Source organism: Kitasatospora sp. NPDC088160 (assembly GCF_044741445.1).
GTDB lineage: Bacteria > Actinomycetota > Actinomycetes > Streptomycetales > Streptomycetaceae > Kitasatospora.
In genome coordinates this window covers 37,083-55,839 of record NZ_JBIUSS010000034.1, presented here as the reverse complement: position 1 = coordinate 55,839, position 18,757 = coordinate 37,083, and the positions used below count along the sequence as shown (strand labels likewise).

Annotated in this window: 15 protein-coding genes; 8 read left to right on the top strand and 7 right to left on the bottom strand. The window is 73.0% G+C overall.

Annotation, left to right across the window (positions count from 1 at the left end; translation table 11 throughout):
- Nucleotides 1-102: 102 nt before the first annotated feature.
- On the top strand, nucleotides 103-867 hold the full coding sequence (locus tag ACIOGZ_RS37510) for a class I SAM-dependent methyltransferase (RefSeq protein ID WP_363585449.1): 765 nt from the start codon (nucleotides 103-105) through the stop codon (nucleotides 865-867).
- Nucleotides 868-947: 80 nt separating this feature from the next.
- Entirely contained in the window at nucleotides 948-2,813 is a 1,866-nt protein-coding gene (locus tag ACIOGZ_RS37505) for an ATP-binding SpoIIE family protein phosphatase (protein ID WP_363585450.1), read from the top strand.
- 104 nt (nucleotides 2,814-2,917) lie between these two features.
- On the opposite strand, the gene ACIOGZ_RS37500 is transcribed toward ACIOGZ_RS37505, so the two are convergent.
- Complete coding sequence (locus tag ACIOGZ_RS37500; protein WP_400989221.1) at nucleotides 2,918-5,098, bottom strand: MMPL family transporter; 2,181 nt, start codon at nucleotides 5,096-5,098, stop codon at nucleotides 2,918-2,920.
- A 155-nt stretch (nucleotides 5,099-5,253) separates the two neighbouring features.
- On the opposite strand from ACIOGZ_RS37500, the gene ACIOGZ_RS37495 reads away from it, so the two are divergent.
- Nucleotides 5,254-5,877 (top strand): TetR/AcrR family transcriptional regulator, encoded by a 624-nt coding sequence (locus tag ACIOGZ_RS37495; RefSeq protein ID WP_363585452.1) that lies wholly within the window; start codon nucleotides 5,254-5,256, stop codon nucleotides 5,875-5,877.
- A 20-nt stretch (nucleotides 5,878-5,897) separates the two neighbouring features.
- Here ACIOGZ_RS37495 and ACIOGZ_RS37490 read toward each other — a convergent pair whose 3' ends face one another.
- A complete protein-coding gene (locus ACIOGZ_RS37490; RefSeq protein WP_363585453.1) occupies nucleotides 5,898-6,923 on the bottom strand; it encodes a LysR substrate-binding domain-containing protein in 1,026 nt (341 codons plus the stop codon).
- A 117-nt stretch (nucleotides 6,924-7,040) separates the two neighbouring features.
- Between ACIOGZ_RS37490 and ACIOGZ_RS37485 the strand changes: the two genes are divergently transcribed.
- Both ACIOGZ_RS37485 and ACIOGZ_RS37480 read left to right on the top strand, forming a co-directional pair.
- Nucleotides 7,041-7,592 carry a peroxiredoxin gene (locus tag ACIOGZ_RS37485; protein ID WP_063347991.1) on the top strand — a complete coding sequence of 184 codons (552 nt, stop codon included), beginning with the start codon at nucleotides 7,041-7,043 and terminating at the stop codon, nucleotides 7,590-7,592.
- 3 nt (nucleotides 7,593-7,595) lie between these two features.
- Complete coding sequence (locus ACIOGZ_RS37480) at nucleotides 7,596-8,138, top strand: alkyl hydroperoxide reductase (RefSeq protein ID WP_363629586.1); 543 nt, start codon at nucleotides 7,596-7,598, stop codon at nucleotides 8,136-8,138.
- A 75-nt stretch (nucleotides 8,139-8,213) separates the two neighbouring features.
- On the opposite strand, the gene ACIOGZ_RS37475 is transcribed toward ACIOGZ_RS37480, so the two are convergent.
- The 4 genes from ACIOGZ_RS37475 to ACIOGZ_RS37460 form a co-directional block, all read right to left on the bottom strand.
- Nucleotides 8,214-9,605: an AI-2E family transporter gene (locus ACIOGZ_RS37475; RefSeq protein ID WP_363585454.1), complete on the bottom strand. Its 1,392-nt coding sequence runs from the start codon at nucleotides 9,603-9,605 to the stop codon at nucleotides 8,214-8,216.
- A gap of 473 nt (nucleotides 9,606-10,078) precedes the next feature.
- Nucleotides 10,079-10,819, bottom strand: coding sequence for a transglycosylase SLT domain-containing protein (locus ACIOGZ_RS37470; protein WP_400809806.1), 741 nt, complete (start codon nucleotides 10,817-10,819; stop codon nucleotides 10,079-10,081).
- Nucleotides 10,820-11,270: 451 nt separating this feature from the next.
- A complete protein-coding gene (locus ACIOGZ_RS37465) occupies nucleotides 11,271-12,605 on the bottom strand; it encodes a PhoH family protein (RefSeq protein ID WP_063347994.1) in 1,335 nt (444 codons plus the stop codon).
- A 206-nt stretch (nucleotides 12,606-12,811) separates the two neighbouring features.
- Entirely contained in the window at nucleotides 12,812-13,606 is a 795-nt protein-coding gene (locus tag ACIOGZ_RS37460; protein WP_208869076.1) for an isoprenyl transferase, read from the bottom strand.
- A 443-nt stretch (nucleotides 13,607-14,049) separates the two neighbouring features.
- Between ACIOGZ_RS37460 and ACIOGZ_RS37455 the strand changes: the two genes are divergently transcribed.
- Entirely contained in the window at nucleotides 14,050-15,657 is a 1,608-nt protein-coding gene (locus ACIOGZ_RS37455) for a chitinase (protein ID WP_400989220.1), read from the top strand.
- A 205-nt stretch (nucleotides 15,658-15,862) separates the two neighbouring features.
- On the opposite strand, the gene ACIOGZ_RS37450 is transcribed toward ACIOGZ_RS37455, so the two are convergent.
- Nucleotides 15,863-16,573, bottom strand: coding sequence for a prepilin peptidase (locus ACIOGZ_RS37450; protein WP_400989249.1), 711 nt, complete (start codon nucleotides 16,571-16,573; stop codon nucleotides 15,863-15,865).
- A gap of 99 nt (nucleotides 16,574-16,672) precedes the next feature.
- Between ACIOGZ_RS37450 and ACIOGZ_RS37445 the strand changes: the two genes are divergently transcribed.
- Together ACIOGZ_RS37445 and ACIOGZ_RS37440 are read left to right on the top strand one after the other, a co-directional pair.
- Entirely contained in the window at nucleotides 16,673-17,389 is a 717-nt protein-coding gene (locus tag ACIOGZ_RS37445) for a hypothetical protein (RefSeq protein WP_400989219.1), read from the top strand.
- A gap of 100 nt (nucleotides 17,390-17,489) precedes the next feature.
- Nucleotides 17,490-18,704 carry a pyridoxal phosphate-dependent aminotransferase gene (locus ACIOGZ_RS37440; protein WP_350879977.1) on the top strand — a complete coding sequence of 405 codons (1,215 nt, stop codon included), beginning with the start codon at nucleotides 17,490-17,492 and terminating at the stop codon, nucleotides 18,702-18,704.
- Nucleotides 18,705-18,757: the final 53 nt, after the last annotated feature.

Below are 18,757 nucleotides of genomic sequence, written 5' to 3'. Positions count from 1 at the left end.
GGGCCGGCGAGGCAGGACGGGCGCCGGGGCGGACGGCATCCCGCTCCCGTGCGGCCGCGTGCAGCCGGCCGGAGGCCACGGGTGGAAGGGTGCCTCTCAATCGTGACGACCGGACAGATATCCGACTCGTTCCCCGTCGACGAGGACGCGGGAGACGACGGGCCCGACGTGCGGCGGCGCCGGGCGGCGCGTGCCCTGCAAGCCGTCGCCTTCGACACCATCGGCGCCGGGTACGGCGAGGCGTTCCCGGCCAAGGACGGGCAGCTGGCCTGCGGACGGCAGCTGCTGGCCGAGCTCGAACCCGGCGCGCGGGTGCTGGACGTGGGCTGCGGCACCGGGGACCCGACGGTCCGGCAGCTGGTCGCGGGCGGGCTGCGGGTGACCGGGATAGACCTCTCGGACGTGATGCTCTCGCTGGCCCGGCAGGCCCGGTTCCCGGGCGAACACCCGCCGGAGTTCCATCGGATCGACCTGTTCGATCTGGCCACCGAGCGCGCCGGGCAGGTCTGGAACGCCCCCGGGCTGGGGCCGCTGGGCAAGGACGGGTTCGCCGCCGTCACCGCGTTCTTCTCCCTGATCCTGCTGCCGCAGGACGAGATCCCGACCGTGCTCGCGCGGCTGCGCGAACTCCTCCGGCCGGGCGGACTGCTGGCGCTCGGTATGGTCGAGGCGGATCTGGATCACGTTCCGCTTCCGTTCCTTGGCAGAGAGCTGCGGATCAGTGGGTATCTGAGGGAGGATCTGGAGCGGGTTCTCGTCACGGCGGGCTTCGCCGTCGAGGAGTGCTCGGGGCATCCGTACGCGCCGGCCAGCACCACGCTGCCGCCGGAGGAACAGCTGTTCCTGTGCTGTCGACGCGTCGGCTGACCCACCGCACGGCAGCAGGGCCCGCCAGCAGGACACCGCAGACCACCACAGAGACCACACCGAATCCAGGACAGGCAGCCGTGCGCGACCAGCTCAAGACCGAGGCCGGACAGCCGGCTGCCGTCCCGGGCCAGCGCGGCCTGCCCCTGGCACCGGCACCGGCACCGGCACACCAACCGACCGCGCGCCCGGAGCGCGAGGACGTGGCGGGCCGGCTCGGCTACCTCGACCTGGCCACCCGGCGGATCAACAGCGCGCTCGACCTGTCCGCGACGCTGCGCAACATCGGCCGGGTACTCGTTCCCACGCTGGCCGACGCCGCCGTGGTCCACCTGCGCGATCCGCTGCCCAACGTCGAGCGCGAGCCCGGCTTCCCGGACGAGCTGCGGATCCACCACAGCACCGGCACCCGGATCGGGCGACGCGGCCGGCCGAGCGGCGCGGACGACCGGCACCGCTCCCGGTACGGCTCCCGCTCCACCGCCGACACCGGCCCCGCCACCCCGGTGACCCGCGGCGGGGCGCTCGCGCACGCCCTGCTGAGCCGCCGCCCCGCCGAGTCCGCGGTGCTCGGCACGCCCGGCGCCGAACGCACCGAGGCGCTGCTGCGCGAGCTGTACGGCACCCGCGGGCTGGCCCGCCTGGCCGCGGGCACGTCGGTGCTGGCCCTGCCGCTGCGCGGCCGCAAGGCCGTGCTCGGCCTGCTGGTGCTGATCCGCCGCCCTCCTGAACGCACCGGCCGGCCCGCCTTCGACGCCGCCGACACCGCGACCGCCGCGCACCTCGCCACCCAGGCGGGGCTGGCGGTGGACACCGCCCTGCGGTACGCCCGCGAGTGGGAGATAGCCAACGAACTCCAGCGCAGCATGCTGCCGTTGCGCCTGCCGCAGCCGCACGGCGTCCGCCTCGCCCAGCGCTACCTGCCGGGCGAGCGCGGCGCGCAGGTCGGCGGCGACTGGTACGACGCCGTGCCACTGCCCGGCAACCGGGTCGCCCTGATCGTCGGCGACGTGATGGGCCACTCGCTCACCTCGGCCGCCATCATGGGCCAACTGCGCACCAGCGCCCAGACCTTGGCCGCCCTCGACCTTCCGCCGCACGAGGTGCTCTACCACCTGGACGAGCAGGCCCAACGGCTCGGCCGCGAACAGCACCTGGCGACCTGCGTGTACGCGGTGTACGACCCGATCGCCAACCGGGTGGTGCTGGCCAACGCCGGGCACGTCCCGCCCGTCCTGGTCCGGCCGGACGGCACCGCCGAGTTGGTGGAGCTGGACTCCGGGGCCCCGATCGGGGTCGGCGGGGTGGACTTCAACTCGGTCGAACTTCCCGCCCCGCCCGGCTCGGCCCTGCTGCTGTTCACCGACGGCCTGGTGGAGACCCGCAGCCGCCCGATCAGCGACGGCCTGGAGGTCCTCCGCGCCCGGATCGCCGCCGCCCGCTGGCAGTCCCCCGAGCAGCTGTGCCAGGAGGCGCTGCGGATCCTGCCGCCCGGCGACCGCGGCGACGACATCGCCCTGCTGGGCGCGTGCTTCGACGGCATCCCGGCCGGGGACGTCGCGCACTGGTACCTCCAGCCGCGCAACGAGACGCCCGGCCGGGCCCGCCGGCTGGCCGCCCACACGCTGCGCCGCTGGGGGCTCGGCGAGCTCAGCGAGGCGACCGAGCTGATGATCAGCGAGCTGGTGACCAACGCCGTCCAGCACGCGACCCGCCCGGTCACCCTGAGCCTGGTGCGCACCACTCGGCTGCGCTGCGAGGTCGGCGACGACAGCCCGCTGCTGCCGCGGCCGCGCCGTACCGGGCTGGAGGACGAACGCGGTCGCGGCCTGCAGATAGTGGCCCGGTGCGCGGACCGCTGGGGCGCCACCCGGCTGGGCACCGGCAAGGTGGTCTGGTTCGAGCAGCGACTGCCCCAACCGCCCGTCGAGCAGCGGCTACCGTAACCACCCGTAACCACCCGTAACCACCCGCAGCCGCCCGTCGAGCAGCGGCTGCCGCAGCGCGCGGGCGCCCGACGGGAGCGGCCCGCCGAGCGCCCGGGAGCGGTTCAGACCCCGGCCGGCTCCTTCACCGGATGCTGCTCCAGCCGCGCGATCAGCTGCTCGCCCTCCATGTCGACCCGCGGCACGACCTTCTCCAGCCTCTTCGGGAACCACCAGGCGGCCTTGCCGAACAGCGCCATCGCGGCCGGCACCAGCGCCATCCGCACCACGAAGGCGTCCACCAGCACGCCCACCGCGAGGGCGAAGCCGATCGGCTGCACGATCGGGTCGTGGCCGAAGACGAACGAGCCGAACACCGACACCATGATCAGCGCCGCCGCCGTGACCACCCGGGCGCCGCCGCGCACCCCGGCCACCACGGCGTCCCGCGGCGCCTTCCCGTGGACGTACTGCTCCTTCATCCCGGAGACCAGGAACAGCTCGTAGTCCATCGCCAGCCCGAACAGCACGCCGATCAGCAGGATCGGCACGAAGCTCACCACCGGCCCGACCTTCGGCACGTCGATCAGGCCGTCCAGCCAGCCCCACTGGTAGACCGCGACCACCGCGCCGAGCGAGGCGGTGATGCTGAGCAGGAAGCCGGCCACCGCCTTGAGCGGGACGAGCACCGAGCGGAACGCCAGCGCCAGCAGCACCACCGCGATGCCGACGATCACCGCGAGGAACGGCGGCAGTGCCTGGCCGAGCTTGGTGGAGACGTCGATGTTGGCGGCGGTGGTACCGGTGACGGCGATGTCCGCGCCGGTCGAGGTCTTGAGCGGCGCGCGCTGGTCGCGGATCTCGTTGACCAGTGTCCTGGTGCCGGCGTCGTCCGGTCCGGTCTGCGGGATGACGGTGAGCAGGGCGGTGCGCCCGGCCTGGTCGACGGCCGGGGGCAGCAGTGTCCGCACGCCCGGCAGGGTCTGCAGCCTGGCCGCCACCCCCTGCACCGCCTGCTCCGGCTGCGGCACGCCCTCGGCGTCCACGACGACCACCAGTGGCGCGTTGAAGCCCGGCCCGAAGCTCTCGCCGACCAGGTCGTAGGCCTTGCGCGCATCGGTGCCGGCGGCCTGCGAGCCGCCGCCCGGCAGGCCGAGCCGGAGGCTCGCGGCGGGCACCGCGAGCAGGCCCAGTCCGGCCAGTCCGACGAGCAGCACGGCCAGCGGGCGGCGGACCACGAACCGGCCCCAGCGCTCGCCCAGGGTGGTCCGGCTGCCGGTGCGCAGCGCCCGCTTCCAGACCGGCAGCCGGTCGATGGCGCGGCCGGCGAAGCCGAGCAGTGCGGGCAGCAGCGTGATCGCGACCAGGACGGCCACCACGACGGCGCCGGAGGCGGCCAGGCCCATCACGGTCAGGAAGGGGACGCCGGCGACGGCGAGCCCGGCGAGCGCCACGACCACGGTGAGGCCGGCGAAGACGACGGCGCTGCCGGCGGTGGCGGTGGCGCGGGCGGCGGCCTCGTCCGGCTCCAGGCCCTCGTCCAGGTGGCGGCGGTGCCGGGAGAGGATGAACAGCGCGTAGTCGATGCCGACGGCGAGACCGACCATCAGGGCCAGCACCGGCGCGGTGGTGATGATCTCGAACGAGCCGGACAGCGCCATGATCGCGGCCATCGCCACACCGACCCCGACCAGCGCGGTCAGCAGCGGCAGCCCGGCGGCGACCAACGAGCCGAGGGTGATCACCAGGACCACCCCGGCGACGGCCAGACCGATCGCCTCGCCGCCGTCGACCTGCGCCATCCGGTTGTACGCGTCACCGCCGAAGGCGACGTCCAGCCCGGCCGCGCGGGCCGGTTCGGCGGCGGCCTTGACGGCATCGCGCTGCTGGTCGGTGACGTCGGCGAGCTTGTGGTCGAAGGAGACCAGGGCGATCGCGACCCGGCCGTCCGGTGAGACGGCGTGGGTGGCGTACGGGTCGGGCACGGCGGCCACGCCGGGGACGGCGGTGATCCGGGCGACCGCCTCGCTGACCGCCCTGCCCGCCTCGGGCGTGGTGGCGCCGCCGGGCGCGGGGGCCGCGAAGACGACCTGGGCGGAGCCGTGGCCCTGCTCCGGGAAGGTGTCCTTGATCCGGTCCAGGGTGGTCTGCGCCTCGGTGCCCGGCACCTTGAACTCGTCGCTGGTCTTGCCGGCGAAGGCACCCGCGGCCCCGCCGATCGCGATCAGCACCGCGATCCAGACCGCCAGCACCGCCCGCCGTCTCCGGAAGCAGTAGCGGCCCAGTCGGTAGAGGTGCGTGGCCATGGGTGACCCCTCGGTCAGGTCGTCGGGCAGGCAGGTGCCTGAACAGGTCGCGGTCCACCGTACGCGCAATATTGTCAGGCGACAAAGTTGGTCGACAGAATCAAGTGACGGAATCATTCGACGCAGTTATCCGACCATGGCGATACCCTGGCTGGATGGCTCATGTCCCCGCCTCCGAACGCCGACCGCAACTGGTCCAGGCCGCCCTCGACCTGATGACCCGGGAGGGGGTCGCCGCCGGCAGCACCCGGGCGATCGCGGCCGAGCTGGGCGTGGCGCAGGCGACGGTGCACTACACCTTCGGCACCAAGAAGGACCTCTACCGGGCCGTCGTCGAGCAGCTGACCGCCGAGTTCATCGGCCACGTCCGCGCCGCCTACCCGGGCGACGGCTCCTTCGGCGAACAGGTCGCCACGCTGGTCCACGCGCTCTGGGAGAGCTCGACCGGCGCGGACGGGCGCTGCGCGCTGCTGGGCGAGTTCGCGGCGCTGGCGATGCGCGACCCGGACCTACAGGAGATCATGCGGGCGCTCCAGCACGGGATCGAACGCACCGCGGCGGAGATGCTCACGACCCTCGCCGAGGCGCACGGCCTCGAACTGGCCATGCCCGCCGAGGAGATCGCCGTCCACTTCCTCACCGGCTTCGACGGTCTCACCGACCGCTACCTGGCCCTGCGCGCGCCCGGCGAGCAGCCCGACCACGGCACCCTGCGGGCCCTGGACCTGCTGGTGGCCACCACGGTCGGGCTCTGCCTCGGCGCCCCGGCGAAGCCGTGAGGCCGTAGGACCGCAGGCCGCTAGGAGGCGATCCGGACCGGGAGTTCGGCCAGCACCTCGCGCAGCGCGGCCGCGAAGCGCTCGTACTCGGTGCTGCGGGCCGAGCCCGGGCGGGTGGCCAGCCCGATCCGGCGGCCGGGGGCCGGGGCGGCGAAGCGGACGGCGGCCAGCCGGTCGGTGCGGCCGGCCTCGACGTCCAGCGCGGTGGCGGGCAGCAGCGTCACCCCGAGGCCGCCGGCGACCAGTTGGACCAGGGTGGACAAGCCGGCCGCGCGGGTGGTGGAGCCCCCGGGATCGGCACCGACCTCACGGCAGATGTCGAGGGCCTGGTCGCGCAGGCAGTGGCCCTCCTCCAGCAGCAGCACGTCCAGGTCGAGCAGCACGTCGCGCGGGACGTCGATCCGCCCGGCGAGCGGGTGCTCGGGCGGGGTGACCAGGACGAAGTCCTCGTCGAACAGCGGGATGTCGCGGGTCGGCGAGGTACCGCCGGCCGGGAGCGCGAGCAGCAGGACGTCCAGCCGCCCGGCGGCCAGCCCCTCCAGCAGCGCGGGGGTGCGCTCCTCGTGGACGTGCAGCTCCAGCTCCGGGAAGCGGTCGCGGACCAGCCGCAGCACGGTGGGCAGCAGGTAGGGCGCGACGGTCGGGATGACGCCGAGGTGCAGCGGCCCGGTGAACGGGCGGCGGGCGGCCTCGACCTCCTCGGTGAGGGCTTGCAGCGAGGCGAGCACCCGGCGTGCGTGCTCGCGCACGCGCTCACCCAGGGGGGTGATAATCACCCTGCGCGTCGTACGCTCGACCAGCTGCGCGCCCAGCGACTCCTCCAGTGCCGCGACCGCCCCGGACAGGGCCGGCTGGCTGGTCCCGGTGGCGGCGGCGGCCTCCCGGAAGTGCCGGTGCTCGGCGACCGCGAGGAAGGCCTTGAGCTGGGCGACGGTCGGCGCCCGGGGGCTGCGGACTGTGGCGCTCGCCACAGCGGCCTCGGGTTTGGCGGCGGCGACCCTGCGGGGGCGGGGCCGCGACGTGGGCGGTTCGGTACTGATAGCCATCTCCGATCAGACACATCAAGTGTAGCTATTTCCCCGATCAGTCCACGATGTGGAAACGTAGGGCGTGTCCGGAATCCGGACAAAACTCCCCTCAGTCTCACTTCAGGAGAAGCGAACGTGCTCACGATCGGTGACAAGTTCCCCGAGTTCGAACTCAACGCCTGCGTCGACCTGGACGCCGCGAACGCCTTCGCCGAGATCAACCACAAGTCCTACGAGGGCAAGTGGAAGATCGTCTTCTTCTGGCCGATGGACTTCACCTTCGTCTGCCCGACCGAGATCGCCGCGTTCGGCAAGCTGAACGACGAGTTCGCGGACCGCGACGCCCAGATCCTCGGCGTCTCCGGCGACTCCGAGTTCGTGCACCACGCCTGGCGCAAGGACCACAAGGACCTGCGCGACCTGCCCTTCCCGATGCTGGCCGACGTCAAGCACGACCTGATGCGCGCCTGCGGCGTCGAGGGCGCCGACGGCACCGCCCAGCGCGCGGTGTTCATCGTCGACCCCAACAACGAGATCCAGTTCGTCATGGTGACCGCCGGCTCCGTCGGCCGTAACCCCAAGGAGGTCCTGCGGGTGCTGGACGCCCTGCAGACCGACGAGCTGTGCCCGTGCAACTGGACCAAGGGCGAGGACACCCTCGACGCCCAGGCCCTGCTGGCGGGCTGACCCATGGCCCTCGACGACCTGAAGGCCGCCCTCCCGGACTACGCCAAGGACCTCAAGCTCAACCTGGGCTCGGTCATCGGCAACTCCGACCTCCCCGCCCAGCAGCTCTGGGGCACCGTGCTGTCCTGCGCGATGGCCACCCGCAGCGCCGCCCTGCTGCGTGAGCTGGAGCCCGAGGCCAAGGCCAACCTCTCCCCGGAGGCGTACACCGCCGCCAAGGGCGCGGCCGCGATCATGGGGATGAACAACGTCTACTACCGGACGCTGCACCTGCTCTCCGACAAGGAGTACAGCACGATGCGGGCCGGTCTGCGGATGAACATCATCGGCACCCCGGGCGTCGAGAAGGTCGACTTCGAGCTCTGGTGCTTCGCCGTCTCGGCCATCAACGGCTGCGGCCAGTGCCTCGACTCGCACGAGGCCGTGCTGCGCAAGGCCGGCGTCGAGCGCGAGGTCGTCCAGGCCTCGATGAAGATCGCCGCCGTCCTCCAGGCCGTGGCGGGCGTCCTCGACTCCGAGGCCGCCCTCGCCGCCGCCGGCGCCTGACGGACCCCGCACCAACGCCGACGGGCCCTCCCGGACACCACGTCCGGGAGGGCCCGTCGGCGTTGCGCTTCGGCCTCAGCCGTCCCCGGCCGGGGCGGCGGAGGTCCGGCCCGCGGCCTCGCGGGCGGCCTCCATGGCGGTGAAGACGGCCTGGCCGGCCTCGTTGCGGCGGCGCAGGTGGGTGATCACGGTGTTGGTGACGGCGATCAGCGGGACGGCCACCACCGCACCGCCGATGCCGCCGATGATGCCGCCGGCCGCGACGCCGAGGACGACGCCCAGCGGGTGCACCCGGACGGCCCGGCCGAGGATCAGCGGCTGCAGGATGTGGCTCTCGATCTGCATCACCGCGACCAGCACGATCAGCACCATCAGCGCCGTCCACGGCCCCTCGGTGACCAGGGCGATCAGCATCGCGACCGTGCCGGTGACGAGTGCGCCGACCAGCGGGACGAAGGCGCCCAGGAAGATGATCACGGCCAGCGGCATCGCCATCGGCACGCCCAGCAGGTCGATGCCGATGCCGATGCAGACCGCGTCGATGAAGGCCACGCAGACGGTGCCGCGCACGTACGCGGTGAGCGTCGCCCAGGCCTTCGGGCCGGCTCCGGCCATGGCGAAGCGGGAGTGCCGGGGCAGTCCGCGCAACGCCCAGTTCCAGATCCGCGCGCCGTCGTAGAGGAAGAAGAAGGTGGTGAAGAAGGCCAGCGCCACGGCGGTCAGCACCTCGACGGCGATCTGCGCGCCGGTCAGGCTGGCCGAGGTGATCTGGTCGGTGTTGGTGGTGATCGCCTTGCCGATCTGGTCGGCGTAGTCGTTGATCTGCTGCTGGGTCAGGTGCAGCGGCCCGGTGCTCAGCCAGTCCCGCAGTTGGTCGACGCCGTCCTTCACCTTGCTGGTGACCGTCGACAGGTTGGTGGACACCTGCCAGACCACGAACCAGCCGACCAGCCCGATTCCGGCCAGACCGCTCAGGAACACCCCGCCCGCCGCCAGCGAGCGCGGCACCCCGTGCCGGCGCAGCCAGGAGACCGTCGGCTCCAGCAGCGCGGAGATCAGCAGCGAGGCCAGCACCGCGAAGGCGACCAGCCGCAGCATGTCGACGATGTAGAAGACGACGTAGAGCGCGCCGCCGAGCAGCAGCAGCCGCCAGGTCGACTCGGCGGCCACCCGCAGCCCCCAGGGCACGGCCTCGGCCGGGGTGGCCGGCCGGCCGGGGTGGTACTCCCGCGCCAGGCCGGGCGGTGCGGCCGGCGCGGGGGCCGCCGGGGCGGCGGCCGGTACCGCGGCGGGTTCGACCCGCGGGGCCGGCACCGGATCGGGCGCCTCGGCCAGTGCGGGGACGGCGAGCTCGTGCGGGTCGGCCGCCATCGCGGCACGCCGGCGCCGTTCGATCACGGCGGCCGCGCTCGCCACCACGGCCATGCCCTTGGCCACGGCCTTGAAGGCCTTTCCGCCCCGCGCCATCCTCGCTACCACCGCTCCCCTGCTGAGCCGCCGTGCCCGGCGGTACGCCGTGGGTCCCGCCACGGCCGTCAGGGATGACGCTACCCGGCGGCGGCCCGGCGAGTCCGGCCCCCGCCGGGTTCGGCTCGAACAACCTCGCCATCAAACCGGGGCAAAGCGTCAGGTTTCAGATGGTTTCGGACCGCGGTCGCTGGGGAGGAGTCGAAACGAGGCCCCCGGGGAGAGCGAGGTCTCGGACCACGGACCAACTGTCGGCGGACCGGCCGGTGCGGGAAGCGACCAGGACCCCTTCCCGCGCCCCGCGTCCGCACCGGGTCCGCACCGCCCGCAGGCGCACTGGTCAGCGCAGCCCGGGCGGCGCGGCCCGACCCGGCTCCCGATGGGCGAGAACGCGACGGCCCCCGGTCGCTCGTCGGGCGGGACGAGCGGCCGGGGGCCGTACGGGAGAGTCCACCGCCGGGCGGTGGCGGCTCCTAGTACCAGTTGTGGGACTGCCAGAACGACCAGGCGCCACAGGGGCTGCCGTAGCGGCTGTTCATGTAGCCCAGACCCCACTTGATCTGGGTGGCCGGGTTGGTGCGCCAGTCGGCACCGGCCGAGGCCATCTTGGTGCCGGGCAGCGCCTGGACCAGGCCGTACGCGCCGGAACTCCGGTTGGTCGCGGTGTAGTCCCAGCCGCTCTCGCGCTTCACGATCTGGCTGAAGCACTGGAACTGGGCGTCGTCACCGACGACCTGCCGGGCGATGTCCTGGACGGATCCGGGGCTGGCCGAGACCGGCGGGGCGCTGTTGTCGGTGGCGGCCATCGCCGAACGCGCCTTGGAACGGTTGGCAGCGGCCTCGTCGGCCTTGCGCTTGTCCTCGGCGGCCTTGGCAGCCTTGTCCGCGTCGGCCTTGGCCTGGGCATCGGCCTTCGCCTGGGCGTCCGCGGCGGCCTTCTGGCGCGCGGCCTCCTCGGCGGCCTTCTGCTCGGCGGCGGCCTTGGCCGCGGCGTCGGCGGAGGCCTGCTGGGCGGATGCCTGCTGGCCGATGTTGTCACTGATGGTCTGCGCCTGGGCGCCAGAGGGGACTTCGGCAAGCAGGGTCGCGCCCGCGACGTCGACCGTCTGCGTCGTCTTGCCCTCGCTGCCCGAGGCCACACCCACGACGGCACCGACAGCGGTGACGGCGGTGGCGGAGGCCACAGCGACTCCCCGGACCGAGATCCGAGTCACATGGATTCCTTCCAGCATCGCCCACGCGTGACCGTGCGGGCGCAACATGCCCCTTGGCACTGACCTCCGCAGGTGCTCTGGTCACGGGAGGTGCTGGCCCGGCGTCCGGCCGAGGTGAGGCGACCGGGCGTTGGAATCGGGCGGCGTACGGCTCATCGGTCTTCAATTGTGCGTCCACCGACCGGAGTTGGTGGACCATCCGGGCCCGGACTCGTGGAGTCCGGAAGCCCTGCCACGCCGTACGCGGGGCCTGACAGAACCCTCACCATGCCGCACCGGACGCTGTCGACGCAATTCCCGTTCGCGTGGCGCACGTCACATTCACCGCACGGGAGTTCCCCGGGCGGAAAGCACTCGATGTGATGAAAGGGGTGAGGGCCCGCCCCGTCAGGAGCGGGCCCCGCACCAAGAGTTGACCGTATTGTCCGACTATGTCCTGGTCAGGGACGAATCACGGGTGGATGTCCTCCAGCATCTCCGTGACCAGCGCCGCGATCGGCGAACGCTCCGAGCGGGTGAGCGTGATGTGCGCGAAGAGCGGATGCCCCTTCAGCTTCTCCACCACCGCCACCACGCCGTCGTACCGGCCCACCCGGAGGTTGTCGCGCTGCGCCACGTCGTGGGTGAGCACCACCCGCGAACCCTGGCCGATCCGGGACAGCACCGTCAGCAGGACGTTCCGCTCCAGCGACTGGGCCTCGTCCACGATCACGAAGGCGTCGTGCAGCGAGCGGCCCCGGATGTGGGTCAGCGGCAGCACCTCCAGCATCCCCCGGGAGATCACCTCCTCGATCACGTCCGGGGTGGTGACGGCGGAGAGGGTGTCGAAGACCGCCTGCGCCCAGGGGCTCATCTTCTCCGTCTCGGAGCCCGGCAGGTAGCCGAGCTCCTGCCCGCCGACCGCGTACAGCGGCCGGAAGACCATCACCTTGCGGTGCTGCCCCCGCTCCAGCACCGCCTCCAGCCCCGCGCACAGCGCCAGCGCGGACTTGCCGGTGCCCGCCCGGCCGCCCATCGAGACGATGCCGACGTCCGGATCGAGCAGCAGGTCCAGCGCCACCCGCTGCTCGGCGCTGCGCCCGCGCAGTCCGAACGCCTCGCGCTCGCCGCGCACCAGCCGGACCCGGCCGTCGCCGGTCACCCGGCCGAGCGCCCGGCCGCGCTCCGAGGTGAGCACCAGCCCGGTGTGCACGGGCAGCTCGTCCGCCCCCTCGACGTCCACCGCGGCGTCGTGGCCGGCCGCGAACAGCGCGTCCACCTGCTCCGCCGGGACGTGCAGCTCGGACATCCCCGTCCAGCCGGAGGTGATGGCGAGCTCGGCCCGGTACTCCTCGGCGAGCAGGCCCACCGAGCTGGCCTTGATCCGCAGCGGCAGGTCCTTGGAGACGACCGTGACGTCGTACCCCTCGGCCTGGAGGTTCCGGGCGACCGCGAGGATCCGCGAGTCCGCCTCGCCGCCGCCGACCCGGTAGCCGGCCGGCAGTATCGACAGGTCGGAGTGGTTGAGCTCGACCCTGATGGTGCCGCCGAGCTCGCCGACCGGGATCGGCTCGTCGAGCCGGCCGTGGCGGATGCGGTAGTCGTCGAGCAGTCGCAGCGCCTGGCGGGCGAAGTAGCCCAGCTCCGGGTGGTGCCGCTTGGCCTCCAGCTCGGTGACGACCACCACCGGCAGGACGACCTCGTGCTCCTCGAAGCGGGTCATGGCGAGCGGGTCCGCCAGGAGCACGCTGGTGTCGAGAACGTACGTGCGCCGGTCTGGCGTCCGGCGGCTCTTGGAACTGACCACTAGGCCTCCAGAGCGGATGACCCTGCGTCATCCGCGGCAAGCCGGCCCCCGCTGCCCCGGTGGCCTCGGGACCGGACTGCCTGGAGTATTCCCAGGCGAGGGGCGGTGCATTCGCGCCCCCGGCGAACTGACGGATCATTGCCGGTGAACGTTTGGCCTCACGAGGGCTCCGGGTAGGCCAGCCCTACGGCGGTCACTTCACCCGTTCAGAGGCCCAGTCGCCGGTTGCGCTGCTCGAACGCCCGCAGCGCCCGCAGGAAGTCGACCTTGCGGAAGGCCGGCCAGTACGCCTCGCAGAAGTAGAACTCGCTGTGCGCGCTCTGCCAGAGCAGGAAACCGGACAGGCGCTGCTCGCCCGAGGTGCGGATGATCAGGTCCGGGTCGGGCTGGTTGCGGGTGTAGAGGTGCTCGGCGATGTGCTCGACGTCGAGGATCTCGGCCAGTTCCTCGATCGAGGTGCCGCGCCCGGCGTGCTCCTGGAGCAGCGAGCGGACGGCGTCGGCGATCTCGTGCCGGCCCCCGTAGCCGACCGCGACGTTGACCGTGATGCCGTCGATGTCGGCGGTCTCCTCGGCGGCCCGCTTGAGCACGTCGGCGGTGTGCTGCGGGAGCAGGTCCAGTGCGCCGACCGGGTGGACCTTCCAGCGGCGGGCGGCGGCCAGCCCGGTGACGGCGTCCTCGATGATGCCCAGCAGCGGGACGAGCTCGTCGGCGGGGCGGTCGAGGTTGTCGGTGGAGAGCATCCAGAGGGTGACGACCTTGACGTGGGTCTCGTCGCACCAGCCGAGGAACTCGCTGATCTTGTCGGCGCCGCGCTGGTGGCCGTACACGGTGGTGCCCCCGGCGGCCTTCGCCCAGCGGCGGTTGCCGTCCAGGATCACGCCGATGTGGTGCGGGGTGCGGGCGAGGTGGACCTCGACCCGGCGGCCGTAGAGCCCGTACATCCCGCCCAGCAGGGTACGCAGACCCGGCGTCCGTTCGGCGACATCGCGCAGACCCATGATTCCCGGCCCCTCCGTGCTCGTTCAGCTGGTGCGTCAACGCCCCGGCGCAGCCTACTCCGGCGGGCAGGCACACGGTAAAGCCGCAGGTAGCGGTCTGGTCACGGTCCTGTACGGAGTCCGTCCCGGCGGGCGTGTCGCGGGCCTTGCCCGACGGCTCCGACGGCGGACACGGAACGGTTTCCGAATCCTTAAGGAATCCGTAAGCCGACTGTCCAATGCTTGACGACCGGCAATGGTCTAGTCCAGCTTTTGATCCAAGGCGGAACGAACCCCACGGCCCCGCCCCACCCCCACGCACCACCGTGCACCACCATGCACCGCCGCGGTCGCCCACCCCCAGGTACGACGACCCCACGCACCACGACGGACCTCCCCTCCCCCACACGCGGCCGCCGCGCCCCCCACCGCGGCGGCCGCTCCCTCCCCAGGAGCGTCACCCCATGGCCCGTACGCTGAACCAGCCCGCGCACAAGCGCCGGCGCAGCCCCCTCCCGGCCGTCGCGGCCGGCGCCACCGCCCTCGCCCTGGCCGGCGGCGGCCTGGCCCTCTTCGCCGGCGGCGCCAGCGCGGCCGTCGGCAACCTGGTCACCAACGGCGGCTTCGACAGCGGGCTGGGCGGCTGGAACTGCGCCGGCGCGGCGACCACCGTCTCCTCCCCGGCCCACTCCGGCACCGGCGCGCTGCAGGCCACCCCGGGCGCCGGCGACACCGCCGAGTGCACCCAGACCATCAGCGTGCTGCCCAACACCAGCTACACGCTGAGCGCCTGGGTCCAGGGCCCGTACGTCTACCTCGGTGCGCGCGGCACCGGCGGCACCGACCCGTCCACCTGGTCGAACCAGAACAGCTGGAACCAGCTGTCCTCCACCTTCACCACCGGCGCGAACGCCACCAGCGTCACCGTCTACCTGCACGGCTGGTACGGCCAGAGCGCCTACCTCGCCGACGACGTGAGCCTGATCGGCCCCGGCGGCCCCTCCACCCCGAGCCCGACCGCCACCGCCACCCCGTCACCGACCGCCACGGCCACCGCGACCTCCTCCCCCACCGCGACCGGCACGCCGACGGCCACCGCGACCCCGACCGCCACCGCGACCGCGACGCCGACCCCCACGGCCACCGCGACCGCCACCACCCCGCCGGTCACCGGCCTGCCCGCGCACGCGGTCACCGGCTACTGGCAGAACTTCGACAACGGCTCGACCCCGCAGCGCCTCGGCGACGTGCAGAGCGCCTACGACATCATCGCGGTGTCCTTCGCCGACGCCGTGCCCACCCAGACCGGCGCGATCAGCTTCACCCTCGACCCCGGCCTGTCCAAGGCCCTCGGCGGCTACAGCGACGCGCAGTTCCGCGCCGACATCAAGGCCAAGCAGGCGGCCGGCAAGAAGGTCGTCCTCTCCATCGGCGGCCAGAACGGCGCGATCACCGTCGGCGACGCCACCGCCGGCAACAACTTCGCCAACAGCGCCTACGCGATCATCAAGGACTACGGCTTCGACGGCATCGACGTCGACCTGGAGAACGGCGTCCAGGCCGGCCCGCTCGGCAACGCGCTGCACACCCTCCAGGCCAAGGTCGGCCCCGGCTTCATCCTGACCATGGCGCCCGAGACGATCGGGATGTACAGCACCGCCGGCGCCTACTTCCAGCTGGCGCTGAACACCAAGGACATCCTCACCGTCGTCAACACCCAGTTCTACAACTCGGGCGGCATGAACGGCTGCGACGGCAAGGTCTACAACCAGGGCACCATCGACTTCATCACCTCGCAGGTCTGCACCCACATCCAGGGCGGCCTGCGGCCCGACCAGGTCGGCATCGGCGTCCCCGCCTCCGCCAAGGCGGCCGGCGGCGGCTACGTCTCGCCGACCGTGGTGAACAACGCGCTGGACTGCCTGGCCACCGGCAACAACTGCGGCAGCTTCGTCCCGCCGGCCAAGTGGCCGACCATCCGCGGTGCGATGACCTGGTCCACCAACTGGGACGCCAACAACGGCAACGCGTTCTCCAACGCGGTCGGCCCGTTCGTCCACAAGATGCCGTAACCCCCCACCGCCAATCCCCCACCGGCGCGCCGCTCCTTGAGGGTGGGGCCTGCGCGCCGGCGGCGGGGCCCGCCGTACCCGACCCGGTACGGCGGGCCCTCCCGCGTCCGGGCCCGGTAGCGCCAGGTCCGGTCCGGCCCCCGGGCCCAGGCGCCACCTGTGGCGTCGCGGTGGCCCGGGAAGTCCGGCCTCCCGGGCCCGGGGGCTACCGGGCCAGCACCGCCAGCAGCGCGCCGAGCAGCAGGAACGGTCCGACCGGGACGTCGAGCCCGCGCACCGGGCGTCGGCGGGCCAGCGCGACGGCGGCCCGCAGGATCGCCCAGAGCCCGGCGAGCACCACCGCGGCGAACAGCCCGGCGACCGCCACCGGCCAGCCGTACCAGCCGAGCAGCCCGCCCAGGGCGAACCCCAGCGGCGAGTCACCCGGGCCCAACGCGCCGATCCAGACCGCCAGTTCGAGCAGGGCCCCGACCGCGAGGGCCACCAGCAGGCAGCGCAGCAGCACCCCCGGGCGCCCCGCGGCCAGCGCCGCCACCGCCAGCAGGGGGGCCACCCCGCCGACCAGCGGCAGGGTCAGCCGGTACGGCAGCCGGCGCACCCGGGCGTCGACGAAGCCGAGCACCACGCCGAGCCCGGCCGCCCAGCCCAGCGCCGCGGCCGACGGCCCGTCCGCCGCGTACGCCAGCCCGGCGGCGACCACGGCCGCCACCAGCTCCACCGACCAGGCGCCCGCGCCCAACCGCTCCCGGCAGCCCGGACAGCGTCCGGTGGGCGGCAGCAGTCGCACCTCGCGCCCGCACAACGGGCAGGCACCGCACCAGGGTTCGCCCTCCGGCACGGCGAACCTGGTGACCAGCCCGCGCAACAGCGGAGCCACCAGAAATGCGGCCAGCACCGCGCCGACTGCGGCTAGCATCACCGGCGCACCCCCTTTTCGATCAACGCCTGCACGCCCGTGCGGCACCCGGGAACCGGGCGGGGCGCACCGACCACATCATCCAACGGGGGAACGACCATGACGAAGACCCAGTCCATCCGGAGAATCGCGGCCGGCCTGCCGGCGGCGGCGCTCGTCCTGGCGCTGTCGGCCTGCGGGCCGGACAACGCCGACCCGGCGGCCGTCCCGAGCGCCCCGGCCGCGCCGCCCACCGGCGCCGCCGGCGCCTCCACGGCTCCCGGCACCCCGACCGGCTCCGCGGCCTCGACCGCCCCGGCCACCCCGACCACCCCGACCGCCCCGGCCGGACCGCAGCCGTCCGTCACCGCCGGCGGCAACAACGTCACCCAGGTCAGCTACGACCGCCCGCTGCCGCTCGGCAGCGCCGGCCGCTACGTCGGCAAGAGCTCGGTGGTGGACGCCGCCGCGGTCTCGATCGTCAAGGGCACCGCCGCGGAGATCGCCCCGCTCAACCTCCCGTCGACGAGCACCAGCGGCAAGACGCCGTACTACGTCACCGTCTCCTTCACCAACCGCACCGGCGCCCCGCTGGCCGAGGACGCCTACATGATGCGGGTCTGGGTGAAGCCCAAGGACCACTCGGCGGGCGCGCTGCCGGCCGCGACCCTGCAGAAGGCGATCCCGCAGTGCGACACCCGGTCGCTGGTCACGCTCGCGGACGGGCAGTCCGTCAAGCTGTGTGCCGTCTATCTCGTCCCGAACGAGACCCCGCCCAGCTTCCTCACGTACGGGAACATCCTGGACACCGCGCCCCTGGTTTGGAAGGTCGGCTGACACCCCCGCCTGCCGATCCAAGGAGGCCGCTCCGGGCGGTTCGGTGCGCGTCCCGGGACGCGCACCGAAGTGCCCGGAGGTGCCCCTAAAGTAGGCAGGCATGCAGGTCATCCAGTCCAGCAAGCTCGCCAATGTCTGCTACGACATCCGCGGCCCGGTACTCGACGAGGCGATGCGGCTGGAGGAACAGGGCCACCGCATCCTCAAGCTCAACACCGGCAACCCCGCCGTCTTCGGCTTCGAGGCGCCGCCGGAGATCCTCCAGGACATCCTGCGCAACCTCTCGACCGCGCACGGGTACGGCGACTCCAAGGGCCTGCTCGCCGCCCGCCGCGCGGTGGTCATGCACTACGAGGACCGCGGCCTGCACGGGCTGAGCGTCGAGGACGTCTTCCTCGGCAACGGCGTCTCCGAGCTGATCCAGCTGGCCATGACCGCGCTACTGGACGACGGCGACGAGGTGCTCGTCCCGGCGCCCGACTACCCGCTGTGGACCGCCTCGGTCTCGCTGGCCGGCGGCACCGCGGTGCACTACCGCTGCGACGAGCAGGCCGAGTGGTACCCGGACCTCGCCGACATCGAGGCCAAGGTCACCGACCGGACCCGGGCCATCGTGGTGATCAACCCGAACAACCCGACCGGCGCGGTCTACCCGCGCGAGGTGCTGGAGGGCATCGTCGAGATCGCCCGCCGGCACCGGCTGGTGGTCTACGCGGACGAGATCTACGACAAGATCCTCTACGACGACGCCGAGCACGTCCCGCTGGCCACCCTGGCGCCCGACCTCTTCTGCGTCACCTTCAACGGCCTGTCCAAGGCGTACCGGGTCGCGGGTTTCCGCTCCGGCTGGATGGTGCTCTCCGGCGACCGGCAGCGGGCCCACAGCTATATCGAGGGCCTGGCCGTGCTGGCCTCGATGCGGCTGTGCGCCAACATGCCCGCCCAGCACGCGGTGGCCGCCGCGCTCGGCGGCCGGCAGTCGATCCGCGACCTGGTGCTGCCCGGCGGGCGGCTGCTCGCCTCGCGCGACGCGGCGTACCGGCTGCTCAACGAGATCCCGGGGGTCAGCTGCGTCAAGCCCAAGGGCGCGCTGTACGCGTTCCCGCGGCTGGATCCGAAGGTCTACAAGATCAAGGACGACGCCCAGATGGTGCTGGACCTGCTGCGCTCCCAGCGCATCCTGCTGGTCCAGGGCACCGGCTTCAACTGGCCCGAGCCGGACCACTTCCGGCTGGTCACGCTGCCCCGGGCGGAGGAGATCACCGACGCGGTGACCAGGATCGGCGACTTCCTGAGCGGCTACACCCAGCCGTAACCCGGAACGGCCGCACCCAGCCGTGGCCCCCGCGCCCGGCACCCGGCACCCGG